Here is a 16,675-nt window from a genome sequence, read left to right as displayed (position 1 = left end):
TTACACAGATTCTAGTCCCCTAAAGTATTCTCGACCTTCTGCATCTTCTGCTTCTTCTGTAAGTTTTAAGTAAACAATAACTTTACATCCAGAATAACCTTGTGCTATCGTCTCTTGCAATTCTACTTTCGCATATCCTAGATTATTAGCTGCGATCGTTCCAAAAACGTTTGAAGTCATCATGCACATGGCAGGGCGATTAAGTACTTTGTCGCCAAATGGACAAACACGGTTGCCAAAGACAATTTTTTCATCATTCTGCTCAATAACATAAAAATCGCCCTGGATTCGTTTTTTTAAATCAATCAAGACATCAGCTACCTGCCTACGAGAAAGGTTAGAGATTTCCAAGGCAGATTTATAATCTTGGTTAATCTGCCTTCCCATCCTTTCACCAACAACGCTAATAAATCCCGAAGCTTCTTCTAAACCAACTACATCCTGCAAAGTACCAGATAATTCTCTGATTAGTGTACGTAAAAATATGTCGCGTTCTAAAGAAAGATTAAGCGTAGCTATTGAGTGCTTGGGTACATTGATCATAAATTTTGAGGATACAATCTAGGAAGTACAGTTATAGAGTTCCCCAAAATGTCTCTAAAGTAACTACTTAATATTTTTATTCTGAGAATTGAATGTTTGCTTTTGGTTCTAATGAAAAACAATCTGCATAACAAATTCTGAGCCTTATCGTTGTGACAGTTTACGGTTTTGCATAGTCTCTTCTAGATGAAATCTCCATTATCCTTTCTAACCCTCCTTAAAAAGGGGAGAATTAGATCGATTCTTAAAAACTTAGCCAGCAAAATATTAAGTGTTTTCCCCATGAGTAGTGGGCTTGGGTTGGGAGAATCTTTTGGGGCAAAATATTGTTAACACTAAAAATATTTTATTATCAACCCGCGCAAAAATCTACTTGTTTGCAACCAGGATACAAATTTTTTGTTTTCTATAAATAAAATTTTGCTTTACAAATGTAATTAAGTATGAGTGAGAAAGTCGAAAAATTCTATCACTGTAACTTGCTATTATCTTGGATATTTTTTAAATACTTTAAACAACTTATATATTTGATAATTTAATAAATGGGTATATTGATGATAAATTCAGAACCTTTTCCTAACACAGAATTTACTTCTAGAGTTCCTTTATGTTTTTGGACAATTATTTGATAAGCAATTGATAACCCTAATCCTGTTCCTTTTCCCACAGGTTTTGTTGTGAATAAATGATCGAATATTTTTTGCTGAACATCAGCCGATATTCCCACTCCATTATCTTGAATCCGAATCGAGACATAATTCTTATCTTCAGTGAGGGCAGTATGAATTGTAATTTGATTAGGATTTAGTTTAATATCATTAAAACTCAGTCCAGCATTAGATTCATCTAAAGCATCAATGGCATTTGCCAATAGATTCATAAATACCTGATTTAATTGTCCTGGAAAGCATTCTACTAAGGGAAATTCTTCGTAATATTGAACTACTTGAATAGCAGGGCGAGTTTTATTAGCTTGTAAACGATGCTTGAGAATGAGGAGAGTACTGTTAATGCCTTCATGAATATTAAACAGAGTTTTTTGTTCTATATCTGCTCTAGAGAAAGTTCGCAGGCTGTCGCTAATCTTGGAAATACGATCTGTACCTTCTCTCATTGAGGAAATGAGTTTAGGTAGATCCTCACGTACATATTCTAGGTCAATCATTTTGATTGTTTCTTGAATTTGCTGAGATGTTTTGGGATAGGTCTGCTGATAGAGGTCAATTAGATGTAATAAATTCTCAATATACTCTTTAGCTGGAGTCAGATTACCTACAATAAACCCAACTGGGTTATTAATCTCATGAGCTACATCCGCTACCATACTTCCCAAAGTAGACATCTTGTTCTCCATTATCTGAAGATTAAGAAGCATCATTTCTAACTCATGGCTTCTTTCTTCTAATTTATTTTGATATTCCTTTAATTCATCAATTACTCTCCTGAGCAAAGATTCTTTTTTTTGATTTGTTTCTTCAAGTTTTCTTCGGTCTGATTCAGAACGCTCTAATTTCTTTTGGATAATTCGATTGGCTTTTTTTAATTCTTTAATTTCTTGTTGATAATCTAATATTTCCATTAATCTTTACTGATTTCCCAAAATTAAAGTTACAAAAGTTTCATTGTGAAATTGCGTCTGGCTAATTCCATCTATAGGAGCAATTTCTCCATAAGAATAAAATCCACAGGCAGGTAAATAGTCAGTCAGACAAAGTTTTGTATTTTGATACTCTTCTTGTGCCCTAGTACCAAGTATTTGCCGACGAGCGACACATGAAAAAAATAAAACAGCACTTGGTTCTGTACCAGGATAATTATTTAAGGCATTCATAAATGATGCCTTAGAAGCTGCCAAAATATCTTCATAATCTGCTTCGGAAATTTGAATAATTGCTCGATCGGGAATATCTCCAAAAAAGGTTATGCTACTAGATTCTTGATTGTAAGCAATAGGTGCTCTGATATAAAAATTGTTTTCATTCTCATCAAACACTGCTAGTGGATATTCCATTGAAGGTGGAAGCAAACCTAGATAATGATGATAAAAATCTAAAGCTGGTTTACCATCTATTTCATAGACTATGTTTTTATCTACCTTAGTCACTTTGCTTGTTTGACCAATGGGATGCCAACCACTTGCAACAGCGTGAGAAAACAATATTGTGCCGGAAAAAAGTAGAATTGGTACAGAATCACTTAATACTTCTGTTTGAAAAAATTGATACGTACTTTGATATCTTGATTGATCGCCTGCCAAACCACCGAATATTGGCACATATTGACCAAGAGCTAGCTTTAAGCCATTTAATATAGAGACACCACTAGTTGTGAGGCTCTCTGGATGAGTTAAGCATAGCTTTGGATCTGCGGTACTTTTTGCTTTAGCTTGCTCCACAGCTTGTTTAGTTGCAGTAATTGGATCGTCTGAAACTTTTCGTCCAACTCCTGCATAAATTTCAATTTCATCTGAGCAAAACAACATCAAAGTGATTGAGTCTTGCTGAAACTCTAAGACTGAAGAAATTTCTCCATCTGTTGTTCCACCAATCAACTGAATTCCCGGAAAAACCCGATCGATTTGCTGCAAAATGAGAGAATGATCGAAGTCAATTGCAGCAAAAAAAATTCCAGCTTTTGGTATATCTCCTGCAAGAGAACTGGCACATTGCTGAAGAACTTCTTCAATTGCTGATAAAGAATCTGGATCGTTACTGTGACCTACTACTGCTTTGAACATAAATTTATCTATTATGTTTATAAACGGAACTTACTATGATTATTGAATGGGAAGCTTAATGATAAACTCTGAACCTTGCCCTATTGATGAACTTACTTCTAGAGTTCCTCCATGTTTTTCGACAACAATTTGACGAGCAATTGATAACCCTAATCCTGTACCTTGACCCACAGGCTTGGTGGTGAATAAATAGTCAAAGATTTTTTGTTGGACATCAGCCGACATTCCTACGCCATTATCTTTAATCCTAATCAAGATATAGTTTTTATCTTCAGTGAGAGTAGTTTGAATCAAAATTTGATTAGGATTGGCTTCAATTTCCATATAGGTAAGTCCTACATTAGATTCCTCTAAAGCATCAATAGCATTAGCTAACAAATTCATAAATACTTGATTGAGTTGTCCGATAAAACATTCTAATTCTGGCAATATATCGTAATCTCTAAGTACTTGAATATCTGGTCGATGTTCGGATGCTTTTAAACGGTGTTTGAGAATCATAATTGTACTGTCTATGCCATCATGAATATTGCAATAAACTTTGCGATCGCTATCTGCTCGAGAAAAGGTTCTCAAGCTGGTGCTAATGTTGCGAATGCGCTGAACTCCCTCTTTCATTGAGGAAATTAAATTAGGTAGATCGGCAAGTATATACTTCAAATCTATCGCTGCAATTTCCTCTTGAATTTCTGGAACTGGATTAGGATAGTGCTGCTGATAGAGGTCAATAATATTAATCATGTCTTGGAAATATACTGAAGCGTGTCCAAGATTGCCATGAATGAAACCAACTGGATTATTAATTTCATGAGCAACTCCTGCTACTAATTGACCAAGGGCAGACATTTTTTCTGTCTGTACAAGCTGAAGTTGAGACTCTTGTAGGTCTTTTAATGCCCTAGATAATGCTGATGTCCTTTCTAAAACTCGTTTTTCTAAAGTTTTTGTGAGATTTCGTAATTGAAGATGGGTTTTAATTCTAGCTAATAATTCTTCTTCATGAAAGGGTTTTGTGATGTAATCAACTGCTCCTATATTTAGACCCTTTACCTTACTATGAGTATCAGAGTTGGCTGTCATAAAAATTACAGGTATATCACAAGTAACTGAATTTTCTTTCAGTCTTTTACAAGTTTCAAATCCATCTATTCCTGGCATCATTACATCTAATAAAATTAAATCAGGAAGTTGGAACTCAACCTGCTTCAGTGCTCTTTCTCCATCATTTTCTGTGATAACTTTAAAGCCTACATTAGTTAATGTATCAAAGACAATTTCTAAATTAGTAGTAGTATCATCTACCACTAAGATTAAACTATCTTCTGGAGTATAAATAATTTTCATATCTGGTTTTTCATTCATATATTTAAATTAGTTTTATTTATTGTTAATTATTCCCTATTTGCCCTGCGATCGCAGCTAAGTTTCCTCTATTTTATTGGTAGACAGACTGCAAATTTATAGTCTGACAAACCTATAGTTCCCAAAAACTCTGATAACAGCAACATTTTCAGGCTAAATTGCCTATAGCTTTGCGTTGGGGCGATCGCTAATGGACATCGATCACCAAAGTTTAAAATCCTCTTTTATAAAGGCGATCGCTCGTAAATTAGTTATTTTTACCCTTGTTTTATTAGATAATTAGCGCTAGCTAATAACAATATACTTGAGACTTAAGTTAATTTTTTCAGTTAGTCAACAGTATTTTTAATGAGTATTACTAAACGTAATTTTTTTATATAAAATTTTTGTAAAAAAATATAATTACAGATAATTACGGTTATTAAAAAAACATTGAACAATATTGCTTAAGTTTGAAAATGTTTATTTGGAATGACCAATGCGATATGTCAGACTTAGGACAACAACCTGAAGCACTCAAGCTTTTTCACCAAAGATTTATTGAAGTACTAAATGGAGCAGAACTTACAAGCAATGATATACAACTTAGCTATGCTTTAAGTGACCTACGACAACGTATGGTAATGGGAACATCGTAGCTTGATTCAAGGCAAGTTGATAGAAATTCAGTGTAGGTATGCTCAAAATTTGAACTTGAACAAACTGCTGTGACAGTTAATGCTAAGTTATCACCTTCACTCAAAATTAAAGCGCATTTAGAAGCTCCTGCATTCTCCATAACAACTTCCATTAAAGTAGAAAGTAGTCGCTCAAGCTCGATTTCTCCAGAGAGTGCGTGAGATGCTTTGATGAATGCGGCTAAATCCAGAGAATCAGAAATACTTGTCTTCGAGCCAATAACAGTTTGTTGATTACTTAGGGTAGATACAGCGCTTCCGGCTATTATGCAATAGACCTCTTGCAAAAGTCACTCAAGAAGATTTGATTTTGGGGAGACAAAGCTCGTAATTGTAGAGAGCAGCAATCAGATTAAACCTTAAACTAAATCTTTTTCGACGATTTCTATAAGTAAGGGACAAAATTTTAAAAACCTTGAGTTTCCGATTTATATGCTCACCTAAAACTCTGATTTTGGCTAATTCTTGATTCTTCTTTTTATCTTCATAACTTAACTTACCTCCTCTGGGCTTTTTTTTAGGAATCCAACTATTGTTATGCAGTTTCTGTATACCTTGATAACCTTTATCTCCTAAACACTCTATGTCTTCTCTCAACCTAAGTTTACTATTTTTAAATATACGAAAATCATGCTCACTGATTTTTGATCTTTTTCTCTAATACCCCGATAAACTAGGGTTTTAGATTTGTTCAGTAATGTGATAGCCAGGAAACGAATATAATGTATCCAATACTATTAACATTGCGGATTATGCTTATAATTATTGTTTCTATGGCTTCTTATTCCCGTACCAAGACTATCCTCATTATGAAATAGGATTTTTTTGTTGAATTTGTATTATAAAATATGACTTTTAATATATTTTTTTACTAAATATGTAAATCTTGAATTGTAGGGTTTCCTCATCAAGTTAAGTATATATTAAGCTAATCGGCATCTAAGTTGCATAAAAGCAGGGCTAAAGCCCTTACTACAAGCGAATCATTTTGGAAGGAAAAATGAATGACGATTAGCTTAAAACCTCAACCATAGCCCCTCTCCGAACTTACTAAGAGGGAAGATAAAGTACAGCTTTACCGGGCTTAGTCAAGCTGTACCTCACTAAATAATGATGATTTATCAACATAAGTGTTTTTGAACTAACTATTTTTATCCGCTTTTAATCGGACACCAGGATATATGGTGTATTTTTGGCTGCGATAATAATAACGAGCACAAATACTACTTGATTTTTTGTTTAATAAAAGTCACCACCTGAGTTAGCTGTTTCTTCAAACCATCAATTTCTGCTTGCATTTTGACAATTTTCTCATTCAATGCATTAATATCTGCCTCGGAGACTCCTCCAGTACTGGGGGTTGTGGGGGTTGCGACGCTAGAGGTTGCAACGCTAGGGGCTACTACCGTACCATTGGCGACAGCAGAGGTTGATAACGTGCTGTTTTTTACGGAAACTCCTGCTCCTACTGCGACTAGTTCTGGGCGTGGCTGTTTGGCCTTAGCCATAGCTAACTTAATAGCGCCAATTAATTGTTTCTGATCGAAAGGTTTACCCAGAAATTCAAAATATTCAAATGGTTCTGTGATTTTCTCAGTCACCTCTTCCTTGCGACCAGACATGATCACTAAAGGAATTTTCCTTAACTCTGGATCGGCTTGAACTTTCTGGAAAACCTCCCAGCCACTCATTTTAGGCAACAGGAAATCCAGCATAATCAGGCTGAGTTTTTCCTGAAGGATGAAATTTAGTCCTTCCACACCGTCTTTTGCTTCCAGTACCTCAAAATTGCCCGGAGGCAACATTTCTCGTACTTTTACCCTGACAACTGTAGTGTCATCGATAACTAAAATCTTGTTGCTTGCCACGACTGTTTGCTCTAACAGAAACTATAAGTGTAAATAGCGGCTTTGCCGATTGTCCTTGAGAATCCTCCCACTATATACATAATTTCTAGCAATTGGGGGATAGTATATTTCGGTATAAATGACATTGTTAGAGGTGTTTTGCAAAACTTTTGCTTGCGCTCTTTTAAATTTGTGTCATTGTGATATTTAATCAACAGACCACTACATCTATATCCGCATCTTGCTTGGATGTTTATGATTTCGTCACAACAAGCCGAACTAAAGTCTGAAATTAAGGCAATGCCTAGCTGGTTACGTCGCCCAATTGGTAAAGCCAGTGAAATCTCTACCGTACAACGCATTATTAAGCAGCGCCAAATTCACACGATTTGCGAAGAAGGACGCTGCCCTAACCGCGGAGAGTGCTATGCCCAAAAAACTGCAACTTTTTTGCTAATGGGGCCTACTTGCACGCGCTCTTGTGCTTTCTGTCAAGTAGATAAAGGTCATGCACCAATGCCTCTTGATTTAGAGGAACCTGAAAAGGTTGCCCAGGCGGTGCAGCTTTTGGGATTGCGTTATGTGGTGCTGACTTCTGTAGCCCGTGATGACTTGCCCGATCAGGGTGCAGGGCACTTTGTAAAGACGATCGCGACTATCCGCCAATTGAACCCAGAGGCTCAAATTGAAGTGCTGACCCCAGATTTTTGGGGTGGTGCTGGTGTTGGAGAGTCAGGCCAACGCCAACGGATAGCGATGATTGTCAAAGCCAAACCAGCTTGTTTTAATCACAATATCGAGACAGTGCAGCGGTTAACTGGCCCAGTGCGCCGGGGAGCCAAGTACGATCGCTCGCTCTTGGTGCTGGCTATGGTTAAAGAAATCGATTCGACGATTCCCACCAAATCAGGTTTGATGCTAGGACACGGAGAAACAGTTGATGAAGTCATTGAAGCAATGGCTGATTTAAGGGCTGTGGGATGCGATCGCTTGACTATTGGGCAGTATATGCGTCCTTCTTTAGAACATTTGCCAGTCCAAAAATATTGGACTCCAGAGGAATTCGATCGGCTTGGCAGATTAGCATGGGAAATGGGATTCAACCATGTTCGTTCTGGGCCTCTGGTTCGCAGTTCCTACCATGCTGGAGAGGAGGAAGTGGGGATTGGGGAGTGAAGAAGGGAATAGGTTACAGGTTAAAGGGTACAGGGTACAGATTATTCCCTATCACCTATCACCTGTCACCTTTCCCCTAATCCCAATTCCCAACTTCACACAAATATTCTTAAAGAATTTGAGTATTTGGTACGCCAGTTTGGTATTTCTTAAAAAGTCCTGACATAAGGAGAATTGAATTATGACTGCTAAAACTAAGATTTCCCCAGTTGCCGACAGCGGAGCTAAACCTCCCTACGCCTATCGCACAGGCTGGGCACTGTTCTTATTGGCGATCAATTTCCTAGTAGCAGCCTACTATTTCCACATTATTGAATAATTAGAAGTGGAATGGTGCTGCTCAAATCGTTCCTTTAAATAAACCTTTGGGGCGAATGAGCAGCACCAAAATCATGATCAACAGTGCGACACCTTGTTTATACTGGGAACCCAGCCAAGGAGTGCTGATTTCCTGGACGATGCCAATGATAAAAGCTGCTGCGATCGCACCGTAGGGGTTGCCAATTCCACCGAGTATTACTGAGGCAAATAATGGTAATATTAGGAACCATCCCATGTTTGGGCGCACAGCTGTAATTAACCCATACATACTGCCGCCCAATGACGTAAGAGTGCCAGCGATTACCCAAGTCCAGAAAATTACTCGATCGACATTGATACCTGAAACCCTGGCTAAGTCCAGATCGTCCGCAACTGCTCGCATCGCTTTACCAATTTTGGTATTTTGCAGCAGGTAATGCAGCGCCAAAATTGCTAGCACCGCCAATCCTAATACCAATAATTGATTTTGCGGTATCTTTAAACCCAAAATATCTAAAGCCTGAGTAACAGGTAAATTATAATTTTGGTTCCTGCCACCCCAAATAAAAATAATCCCATTGCGAAGAAATAAGGCAAGTCCAATAGAAATAATAATTAGCGTAGTCGAAGTAGCACGGATAGAGCGCATCTTTGACCACAGTAACTTTTCCGATAACAGCATTGCTGCTACTGTTCCCGTCGCCGCTAGGATCATCGACAGCCAAATATTGACTCCAATGATGTTTATCAGCCAAGTCAGATAGGCTCCTAAAGTGAGAAAGTCACCATGAGCAAAATTAGATAGCCGTAAAATTCCATAAGTAAGAGTCAGTCCGACTGCGGCTAGAGCAATAATGCTCCCCACCGCAATCCCATTCACGATTAGTTGGGCGAATTGTGTATCCATAAGTTTTCAGTTGCGTTTAAAAATTTTAGGTTAGTGGTTCATACAATAATTTTTTTTTGGACTAGCTGCTAAACTCGACATCATAAGTTATGGTTTATAACAACATAAGTTATCGTTTATAAATAAAAAAGAATTGTCGGCTAATATACATAAAATCCTTTTAGGATTTTTATGCGAAGCTAAACTTGTTCAGCGGTCTAGTTGACCATGCAGCAGTATTCAAGCTTACCAGACCAGAACTCACTGATAGATGCAACGCCAAAACTTTTGACAACAATTGAGCAACTTCGCGCGCAGCTGTGGCTGGAGAGCAGCTTAAACCAGTTGCAAAGTCGCCTTAATGATTGCTTGCTTTCTGCTTGTAACACTGTCCCACAGCCAGAAGCAGCACAAGCGGAAATTTTCCAAACCCTGGCTAACGAGATTAACAGTGCTATTCACAGCAGTAATCTGGCACTTACAGAATGTGTCGTAGGCATCGCTATGTGTCAACCACAAGAAACTGTTGCCACAGTTTGCTATGTTTCTCGTTCTCCATCCCCAAATTCATCACCTTTATTTCTAGAAGTGCTGACAGCAGAAAAAAAGCTGCTGTTGAGATTGCAAGAAGTCATAAACATTGAAGATTTACAACAGCTTGAGAATCAGCAACTACCGAGCGCTTGGCGGTTGGCGGATGATTCTGGCAGTGTTATGGGCTGGCTAATTCTTGCCACAGCGCCCCTAAGTTCTCATCATGAGTCGTTCATAGAATCGCAAGCTCAACTCAGATCGCAATTGATAGCAAGGTCTGCCAAATGCTGTAGTACAGCCTTAGTACAACTTAGACACATCCTATCTTGGCCGCAACGATGTCAACAGTTAAGTAACTCTAATCAAGAATTGGAGCGCACTAATCAACTGAAAAATCAGTTTCTGGCAAACACTAGCCACGAAATTCGCACACCGCTTAGTTCCATTATTGGGTTTACCCATCTGCTTTTAGCTCCAGGGTACGAACCAAGTAAAGAACGTCAGCAAGAGTATTTAAATATTATTCAGTCTAGCGGTAAACATTTACTAGCTCTGATTAATGATATTTTGGATCTCTCTAAAATTGAAGCAAATCAGCTAGAAGTACAGTGGGAAACAGTAGATGTGCCAATATTGTGTAGCAATGTTTTGGCATTGGTGAAAGAGAAAGCTGCTAATAAAGGTTTGAAACTGTGTCTAGAACTTGAACCCGATATTACAACCTTAGTAGCTGACCCCTTACGACTTAAGCAAATGTTGTTGAATTTACTCTTCAACGCCCTAAAGTTTACCAGTAAAGGAAGTGTTGGCTTACAGATTGCTTCCAAAGGTGTATTTGTGCATTTTACAGTTTGGGATACTGGCACTGGCATTTCCCCAGAAGACCAAGTTCAACTGTTTCAGCCATATTTCCAAATTGCCAAGGCTGTAGCAGATGGTATTGAAGGTACTGGTTTGGGTTTAGCAGTGACTCAGAAACTCGCCCAAATTCACGGTGGTTCGGTGAAAGTTGAATCTGAAATGGATCGTGGCTCCCGTTTTACTCTTGTACTTCCTCTTAAGCAAGAGATGAGAGTCAGAGTAGATAAGGAAGCAGAAGTAGCAAGTTTTTCCTCATTTCCTCTCCCTTTGACACCTAGTTCTTCTGTAGAAATTTTGCTGGTAGAAAATGACTTACCCAATGCTGACTTGATGCAAATTTATCTACGTAAATTGGGATATCAAGTAACTTGGGTTAAGAATGCTGACGAGATGTGGGAAGCTCTAGCAAAGTTAGATCCAGCGGTAATTTTAATGGATGTTTGTTTGGCAGATGGAAATGGTCTTAACTTGGTGCAACAACTGCGAGAACATCAGCAATATCGGAAGATTCCGGTAATTGTTCAAACAGCAATGGCGATGAAAGGCGATCGCGAAACCTGTCTAGCGGCTGGCGTAAATGACTATATTTCTAAACCAATTGATTTACCACTTTTAGCCCGTCTGGTGGCTAAGTACAGTCAAGCACCAACGTTGGTTGATCGGGAGTGAGGAGCAGAGGGGAAGTTACAGTAAGTCTCTCTGCCTCTTGTGCCTGATGCTCCATAACTAATGACTACAATATAAATGATTGGGTGCTGTAAGGTTTTGGCAGGATTGAGAAATGATGCTGACAGAAAAATTTGAGCAATTAAGAGCCTTATTTAGAGAAATGGAGCAGGCATTGATTGCCTACTCTGGGGGCGTTGATAGCACTTTGGTTGCCAAAATTGCTTATGATGCGTTGGGCGATCGCGCTTTGGCTGTCACGGCTGTTTCTCCTTCGCTGTTACCAGAAGAATTGGAAGACGCGAAAATTCAAGCTGCAACAATTGGGATTCCTCATAAAATCGTCCAGACTCACGAGATGGAAAATCCCAATTACACCTCTAATCCTGTTAATCGCTGTTATTTTTGCAAAAGTGAGTTGCACGACACTCTCAAACCTTTAGCTTTAGAACTGGGTTATCCTTATGTGGTGGATGGGGTGAATGCTGATGATTTGCATGATTATCGCCCAGGAATTCAGGCGGCTAAGGAAAGAGGGGCGCGATCGCCTTTAGCAGAAGTGGGTGTCACCAAAGTTGAAGTTCGCCAACTTTCGCAACAACTCGGTTTACCTTGGTGGGATAAACCTGCTCAACCTTGTCTCAGTTCTCGGTTTCCTTACGGTGAAGAGATTACTGTCGCTAAGTTACAACGAGTCGGCAGAGGAGAAATTTATCTGCGAAAGTTAGGTTGGCAGAATTTACGCGTGCGATCGGAAGGGGATACAGCACGTATTGAATTACCACCAGAACAAATCAAAGAGTTTGTATTAACTAACGATTTACAAACACTAGTTTCGGCATTTCAAGATTTTGGATTTATCTACGTAACCTTAGATTTAGAAGGTTATCGTAGCGGTAAGTTAAATCAGGTTTTAAATAGGGAAGCCTTGGGCGTTAAAGTATAGAATTTTAGTTCTACAAACATAGAGTTTATTTATCTTCTAGAGAAACTAGAAAGCAACCGCTAATTCTCCAGATATTATTGGGCTGTTTTTCCATAAAATATAAAGCCCTCAAGGGGACTCCATCAGGAGCAAGTAGCAGCACTGATTGAGTTATGTTTCCTTGGATGGTTGTTATTTTCTCAAAAAATACAGAGCGAGGACGGTATACTGCTGGATAGCTTGTTTTTACCATCTGCATAAAATTTTCTGGGGTTGCGAATTGTGCCTGAATCGCCGGACTAGCAAAGGCAAAAGCGCCTTGGGCATCATCTTTTTTAAAGGCTGCCAATTGGTATTCAATTACAGAACGTATGTTGATGGCATCAGTATCACTAACTTCCATAAATTTAAAAATTGCGTAGGCGCAGCCCATCGTAGACATAGCTCCTAGTGTCGGCAAAGCGATCGCTCAATTCTGACGCTGAGTGAGTGTATATTCTATCTGCTGTAGTGCCGTTCGCCACACATCATATCCCTCTTGAGACAGGTGCAACCCATCTGTGGTTAATTCTGGGCGCAAATTACCTTCCATATCCGTAAACCAGCTATAAATATTGAGATAATTAGCGCCTTCTTGTTTGGCAATCACGGTTAGTTGGATGTTGAGATGACGAATACGGCTATTGGAAATTTTTGGTAGGCGAGTAGGCAAAATTGATTGGACAATAATTTGAGCTTTGGGGTGAATCTGGCGTAAACGCCGGACAATCCGGCGATAATTATGCAAAATTGTTTCATCACTAGCGCCTTTTCGTAGGTCGTTAATCCCAGCCATGATGTAAATAACATCTGGGCGCGTTGCTGAAAATGCCCCCAATCTTTTTAAAACGCCACTAGAAGTATCTCCAGATATGCCTTGATTCAGCCACAATTTACCAGCAGGCAGTTTTTCTCTCGGAAACCACATGCTCAAAGAATCACCAACTAAAATACTTAGATGATTGGCACCTTGACCTTGAGCGATCGCTCTAGCTTCTAAAGCTAATAAACTTTTCCAGTCATCATAAGTTAGCTGACGTTTCTTGATCGACTCCCACAATGATTGCAAATTATCACTATCTACGCGTGTATAAATCTGACCTGTTTTCAGAGCTGCCAATCTTTGGTAGTAAAGTTGATTTCCAGATGTCAATAAGAGGCTAGTTGCTTGGGTGCTGGGGTTGAGTGATGACTCTGTTGATACTGGTAATCCCTGACTGCTGAATTCTGGTACGCTAGGGACGTTTTTCTCACTTACTATTGGCTGCGAACTTTTTAGGGGTTGGAACGCTTGGCCGCTGAGTTCGGGTAAGGAGAGATCAACGCTCTTGATAATTTTTGTACTGACTATTGTCTGCGAACCTTGTTTTAAATCCCACAGGAATCTAGAACTTTCTGGTAGGACAATTGACATATGTGGAAGAGCCGATGCTGGTATTGCTAATCCTGTTAACAAGCCTGCTGCCAACAGATAAGGGTCCCTCATCGCTTTCTCTCTCCTCTACTCACTGCTTTTCCTTATGACGGCATTAATTGGCTGTATTCAGGAAAATTTTACTTCGGTTAAGTTATTATTCTTATTTACGCTGTATAGTTCTGTAAAGCGTGTTCATGAGATTATATTTGACAATTTACGATCTCTTTAAAGTACGGTTTTCCCGGTGGTATACAAGTCTCGTTTATGCGAATACTTCTACTGAGGGCACTGTTTTCTTCAGCCGACTACTTTTCATAACTCAGTTGTCACAAATATTGCAAGTGTTTGCAAACTAGGCGATTAGTGAGTGATTTTGAGGATCTCAGGACATTAGATTTTAGGTTTCTAGATTTTAGTCAATTGTCGCGATCGCATAAAAGTTAGCTCTACAAGTCGTTTCTCTACAAGACGCCAATACGTCTACATTTTTCGTTTTGTCATGTGAAATCAAGCAGTGCAAATGCACCAGTTATTAAATATGTGATTAGTTCAGATTAAAGCTTCGAGAAGTAGCAAAAGTGAAAGTGTGGTCACTAAAATAAATTTCTGACCATTATAGGGTAATTTGCAGCACAGTTACAATTTATGCGCGTCGTCACAAAATGACAAAACTTGACTTTCCTGCTATATCCAAATTAGCTCATATCTTTAATATACCGATTGAGGACTTAGTGGAAATTTAGGAAAAAATAGGCGAAATTTTAACTGTTGAGATTATTGATATCATACGATAACGTGTCCTCAATGAGCAAGTATCAGGTTTGTCATACTGAGAATTTGATAACTCACTAGACGTAATTTAAAATTTATGTTTACTCATTGAAGTATGAGTTGAAACACATTTAAATTAAGTTTTAACTCTAGAGAATAACCTCATTGAAAGTGCTAAGATTTAGGCTGAATCATTAGTGTTTCCTTTTCTTCTGTGGCTAGAGCTAGTACAGCGATTGGTGTCAGTCCCATTATTAAAGAGATTGTGCAAAAACAGGCACATTCCACACGTTTGACCCTGAAAGAAGTTATTCTCATGGGTATGTTAGCTATTGATAAACTAGATGATCGAGGTCGTCAAGAGCTAGCCGATCGAGTTCATCAAATGCAGGTGAATGGAGAAATTTAATTAAGTAGCTATGAGTTAAGAGTTATAAGCGATGCCCTGAGCCTGCCGAAGGGTTATCAATTTTAACTTCTCACTCCTGACTCTTTACTTAATTTGGTTATTGGCTAAATCGATAACGACTTCCCATTACATAATTTTCATTAATTTCAAAAGATATCCATCGGCGTTGCAGAGTTTCAGCAACAAACCCAGTTGTATTAGAACCTGCAAAAGGGTCTAGTACTATATCACCTTCATCAGTTAAGAATTTGATGAAGAACTCAGCGAACCCCTGAGGAAACCGTGCTGGATGGGGTCTAATTTCTGCTGTTTTGCAGCGTCGTAAATAAGCACTATTCGATTCAGTATTAGCAATTTCTAGCAAATTCGGCGGAATTGCACCTTGGTTATCTTTTTGAAATTTATCAGAAATATCATGTCCACTAGGACGTATTTTTGCTTTATAGCCATTTTTGAGTAACTGTTTCATGCTTTGGCTATAGGGCTTTAAAACTTTTCTGTTATCTGCTTTAGGATTGGGTGTTTTAGACAACCACCACACTGTGTTTACAGAATCTTTCACACGAATTCGCCTGATTGTCACCCACTCAGCAGGGGTTGGCAGTCGAGCCGGATTATAGTGGTAAAATTCTTGAGCCAGAAATAAACCTACTTCTTTGCATAATCTGACTAACAGTTCGTATTGGTAGATACTCCGCACGGGATTACCAGGTAGGTAAGCGCCGCCTAAATCTAATACGAATGAGCCATTATCTGCCAGGACTCTTTTAAATTCATAAGCAAAAGGTAGGAACCACTCAATATATTTGTCAGCAGTTTCGTTCCCGTATTCTTTTTTTCGTGTCAGAGCAAATGGAGGTGAGGTGAGGATGAGATTAATACTGTTGTTTTCAATAGATTTTATTAGTTCTAGGCTATCACCTAGATATATTGCGCCGTGATTTTGGGTGTAATATGATTTTAAATTTATTTGTTGTGAGTTCAAAAGTTATAAAATTATCCCGGCTTTGGGGACTTCCAAATCAAAAATAGTATCCAATAATATCTTGTGGGGTGGGCATCTTGCCCGCCCTTGGTTATGGGCAAGATGCCTACCTCACAAAAGCATCAATATTATTTGGTATGTAATGTCAAGTCAGGGGTAGCCAGTATTTATATCAGCATAATATCAAAAATTTGGTACATCACATTAGTATAATACTGACAATGCTACAAAAAATTTTTACTCTCAGAAAAAATTCTATTCAATCAAGAAATCAGTGTGATTTATATGACAAGCAACTTAGATAATCACAAGTCTAAATATTCTTTAATACCTTATATAGGTGCAGCAATTATAGGAGTGAGTATAATCCCGTTTGCCTATACTACTGTGAAATCCTCTATTTCTCTATCAAACTATATTGAGTCAATTAACGCTCACAGAGCTTCTGGAAATTATAAAGCAGCTTTTGACGACCTTAACACAGCTATTATAGCGGTTATTAGTCTAGTCCAGTACAATAGGAAAGAGCAATTTTACTGA

At 38.4% G+C, this 16,675-nt stretch carries 15 protein-coding genes and 1 pseudogene; 5 read left to right on the top strand and 11 right to left on the bottom strand.

Annotation, left to right across the window (positions count from 1 at the left end):
- From ACM0OX_RS25345 to ACM0OX_RS25315, 7 genes and pseudogenes are all read right to left on the bottom strand, one after another.
- Positions 1 to 543 (bottom strand): methanogen output domain 1-containing protein, encoded by a 543-nt coding sequence (locus tag ACM0OX_RS25345; protein WP_414517658.1) that lies wholly within the window; start codon positions 541 to 543, stop codon positions 1 to 3.
- A gap of 535 nt (positions 544 to 1,078) precedes the next feature.
- Positions 1,079 to 2,122, bottom strand: coding sequence for a sensor histidine kinase (locus ACM0OX_RS25340; RefSeq protein ID WP_414517657.1), 1,044 nt, complete (start codon positions 2,120 to 2,122; stop codon positions 1,079 to 1,081).
- Between the two features lie 6 nt (positions 2,123 to 2,128).
- Positions 2,129 to 3,280 (bottom strand): FIST signal transduction protein, encoded by a 1,152-nt coding sequence (locus ACM0OX_RS25335; RefSeq protein WP_414517656.1) that lies wholly within the window; start codon positions 3,278 to 3,280, stop codon positions 2,129 to 2,131.
- Positions 3,281 to 3,319: 39 nt separating this feature from the next.
- Positions 3,320 to 4,642: a response regulator gene (locus ACM0OX_RS25330; protein ID WP_414517655.1), complete on the bottom strand. Its 1,323-nt coding sequence runs from the start codon at positions 4,640 to 4,642 to the stop codon at positions 3,320 to 3,322.
- A gap of 616 nt (positions 4,643 to 5,258) precedes the next feature.
- Positions 5,259 to 5,576: pseudogene (locus tag ACM0OX_RS25325) on the bottom strand (hypothetical protein); the annotation flags it as partial.
- Between the two features lie 37 nt (positions 5,577 to 5,613).
- On the bottom strand, positions 5,614 to 5,961 hold the full coding sequence (locus ACM0OX_RS25320; RefSeq protein WP_414517674.1) for a transposase family protein: 348 nt from the start codon (positions 5,959 to 5,961) through the stop codon (positions 5,614 to 5,616).
- 581 nt (positions 5,962 to 6,542) lie between these two features.
- Positions 6,543 to 7,187, bottom strand: a complete 645-nt coding sequence (locus tag ACM0OX_RS25315; RefSeq protein WP_414517654.1) for a response regulator — start codon at positions 7,185 to 7,187, stop codon at positions 6,543 to 6,545.
- Between the two features lie 234 nt (positions 7,188 to 7,421).
- On the opposite strand from ACM0OX_RS25315, the gene lipA reads away from it, so the two are divergent.
- The gene (gene lipA, locus ACM0OX_RS25310; RefSeq protein ID WP_414517653.1) at positions 7,422 to 8,342 is read left to right on the top strand and encodes a lipoyl synthase; all 921 of its coding nucleotides are present in this window, start codon (positions 7,422 to 7,424) and stop codon (positions 8,340 to 8,342) included.
- A gap of 181 nt (positions 8,343 to 8,523) precedes the next feature.
- Positions 8,524 to 8,661, top strand: a complete 138-nt coding sequence (locus ACM0OX_RS25305) for a photosystem I protein PsaX (protein ID WP_179065841.1) — start codon at positions 8,524 to 8,526, stop codon at positions 8,659 to 8,661.
- 21 nt (positions 8,662 to 8,682) lie between these two features.
- Here ACM0OX_RS25305 and ACM0OX_RS25300 read toward each other — a convergent pair whose 3' ends face one another.
- Positions 8,683 to 9,549 (bottom strand): branched-chain amino acid ABC transporter permease, encoded by an 867-nt coding sequence (locus tag ACM0OX_RS25300; protein ID WP_414517652.1) that lies wholly within the window; start codon positions 9,547 to 9,549, stop codon positions 8,683 to 8,685.
- Positions 9,550 to 9,756: 207 nt separating this feature from the next.
- Here ACM0OX_RS25300 and hrmK point away from each other — a divergent pair, with 207 nt between their 5' ends.
- Both hrmK and larE read left to right on the top strand, forming a co-directional pair.
- Complete coding sequence (hrmK, locus tag ACM0OX_RS25295; protein ID WP_414517651.1) at positions 9,757 to 11,592, top strand: hybrid histidine kinase/response regulator HrmK; 1,836 nt, start codon at positions 9,757 to 9,759, stop codon at positions 11,590 to 11,592.
- 115 nt (positions 11,593 to 11,707) lie between these two features.
- Positions 11,708 to 12,535 (top strand): ATP-dependent sacrificial sulfur transferase LarE, encoded by an 828-nt coding sequence (gene larE, locus ACM0OX_RS25290; RefSeq protein WP_414517673.1) that lies wholly within the window; start codon positions 11,708 to 11,710, stop codon positions 12,533 to 12,535.
- Between the two features lie 25 nt (positions 12,536 to 12,560).
- On the opposite strand, the gene ACM0OX_RS25285 is transcribed toward larE, so the two are convergent.
- Both ACM0OX_RS25285 and ACM0OX_RS25280 read right to left on the bottom strand, forming a co-directional pair.
- Entirely contained in the window at positions 12,561 to 12,917 is a 357-nt protein-coding gene (locus tag ACM0OX_RS25285) for a DUF4864 domain-containing protein (RefSeq protein ID WP_414517650.1), read from the bottom strand.
- A 66-nt stretch (positions 12,918 to 12,983) separates the two neighbouring features.
- A complete protein-coding gene (locus tag ACM0OX_RS25280) occupies positions 12,984 to 14,039 on the bottom strand; it encodes an SGNH/GDSL hydrolase family protein (RefSeq protein ID WP_414517649.1) in 1,056 nt (351 codons plus the stop codon).
- 916 nt (positions 14,040 to 14,955) lie between these two features.
- Between ACM0OX_RS25280 and ACM0OX_RS25275 the strand changes: the two genes are divergently transcribed.
- Positions 14,956 to 15,150: a hypothetical protein gene (locus ACM0OX_RS25275; RefSeq protein ID WP_094342069.1), complete on the top strand. Its 195-nt coding sequence runs from the start codon at positions 14,956 to 14,958 to the stop codon at positions 15,148 to 15,150.
- A gap of 97 nt (positions 15,151 to 15,247) precedes the next feature.
- Here the strand turns inward: ACM0OX_RS25275 and ACM0OX_RS25270 are convergent, their stop codons facing one another.
- On the bottom strand, positions 15,248 to 16,135 hold the full coding sequence (locus ACM0OX_RS25270; RefSeq protein ID WP_414517648.1) for a DNA-methyltransferase: 888 nt from the start codon (positions 16,133 to 16,135) through the stop codon (positions 15,248 to 15,250).
- Positions 16,136 to 16,675 lie beyond the last annotated feature (540 nt).

It is taken from the genome of Nostoc sp. PCC 9305 (assembly GCF_963920915.1).
In the GTDB taxonomy this organism is placed as follows: domain Bacteria; phylum Cyanobacteriota; class Cyanobacteriia; order Cyanobacteriales; family Nostocaceae; genus Nostoc.
Note: the sequence above shows the minus strand (reverse complement) of the source record. Positions and strands in the feature narration are given on the sequence as shown.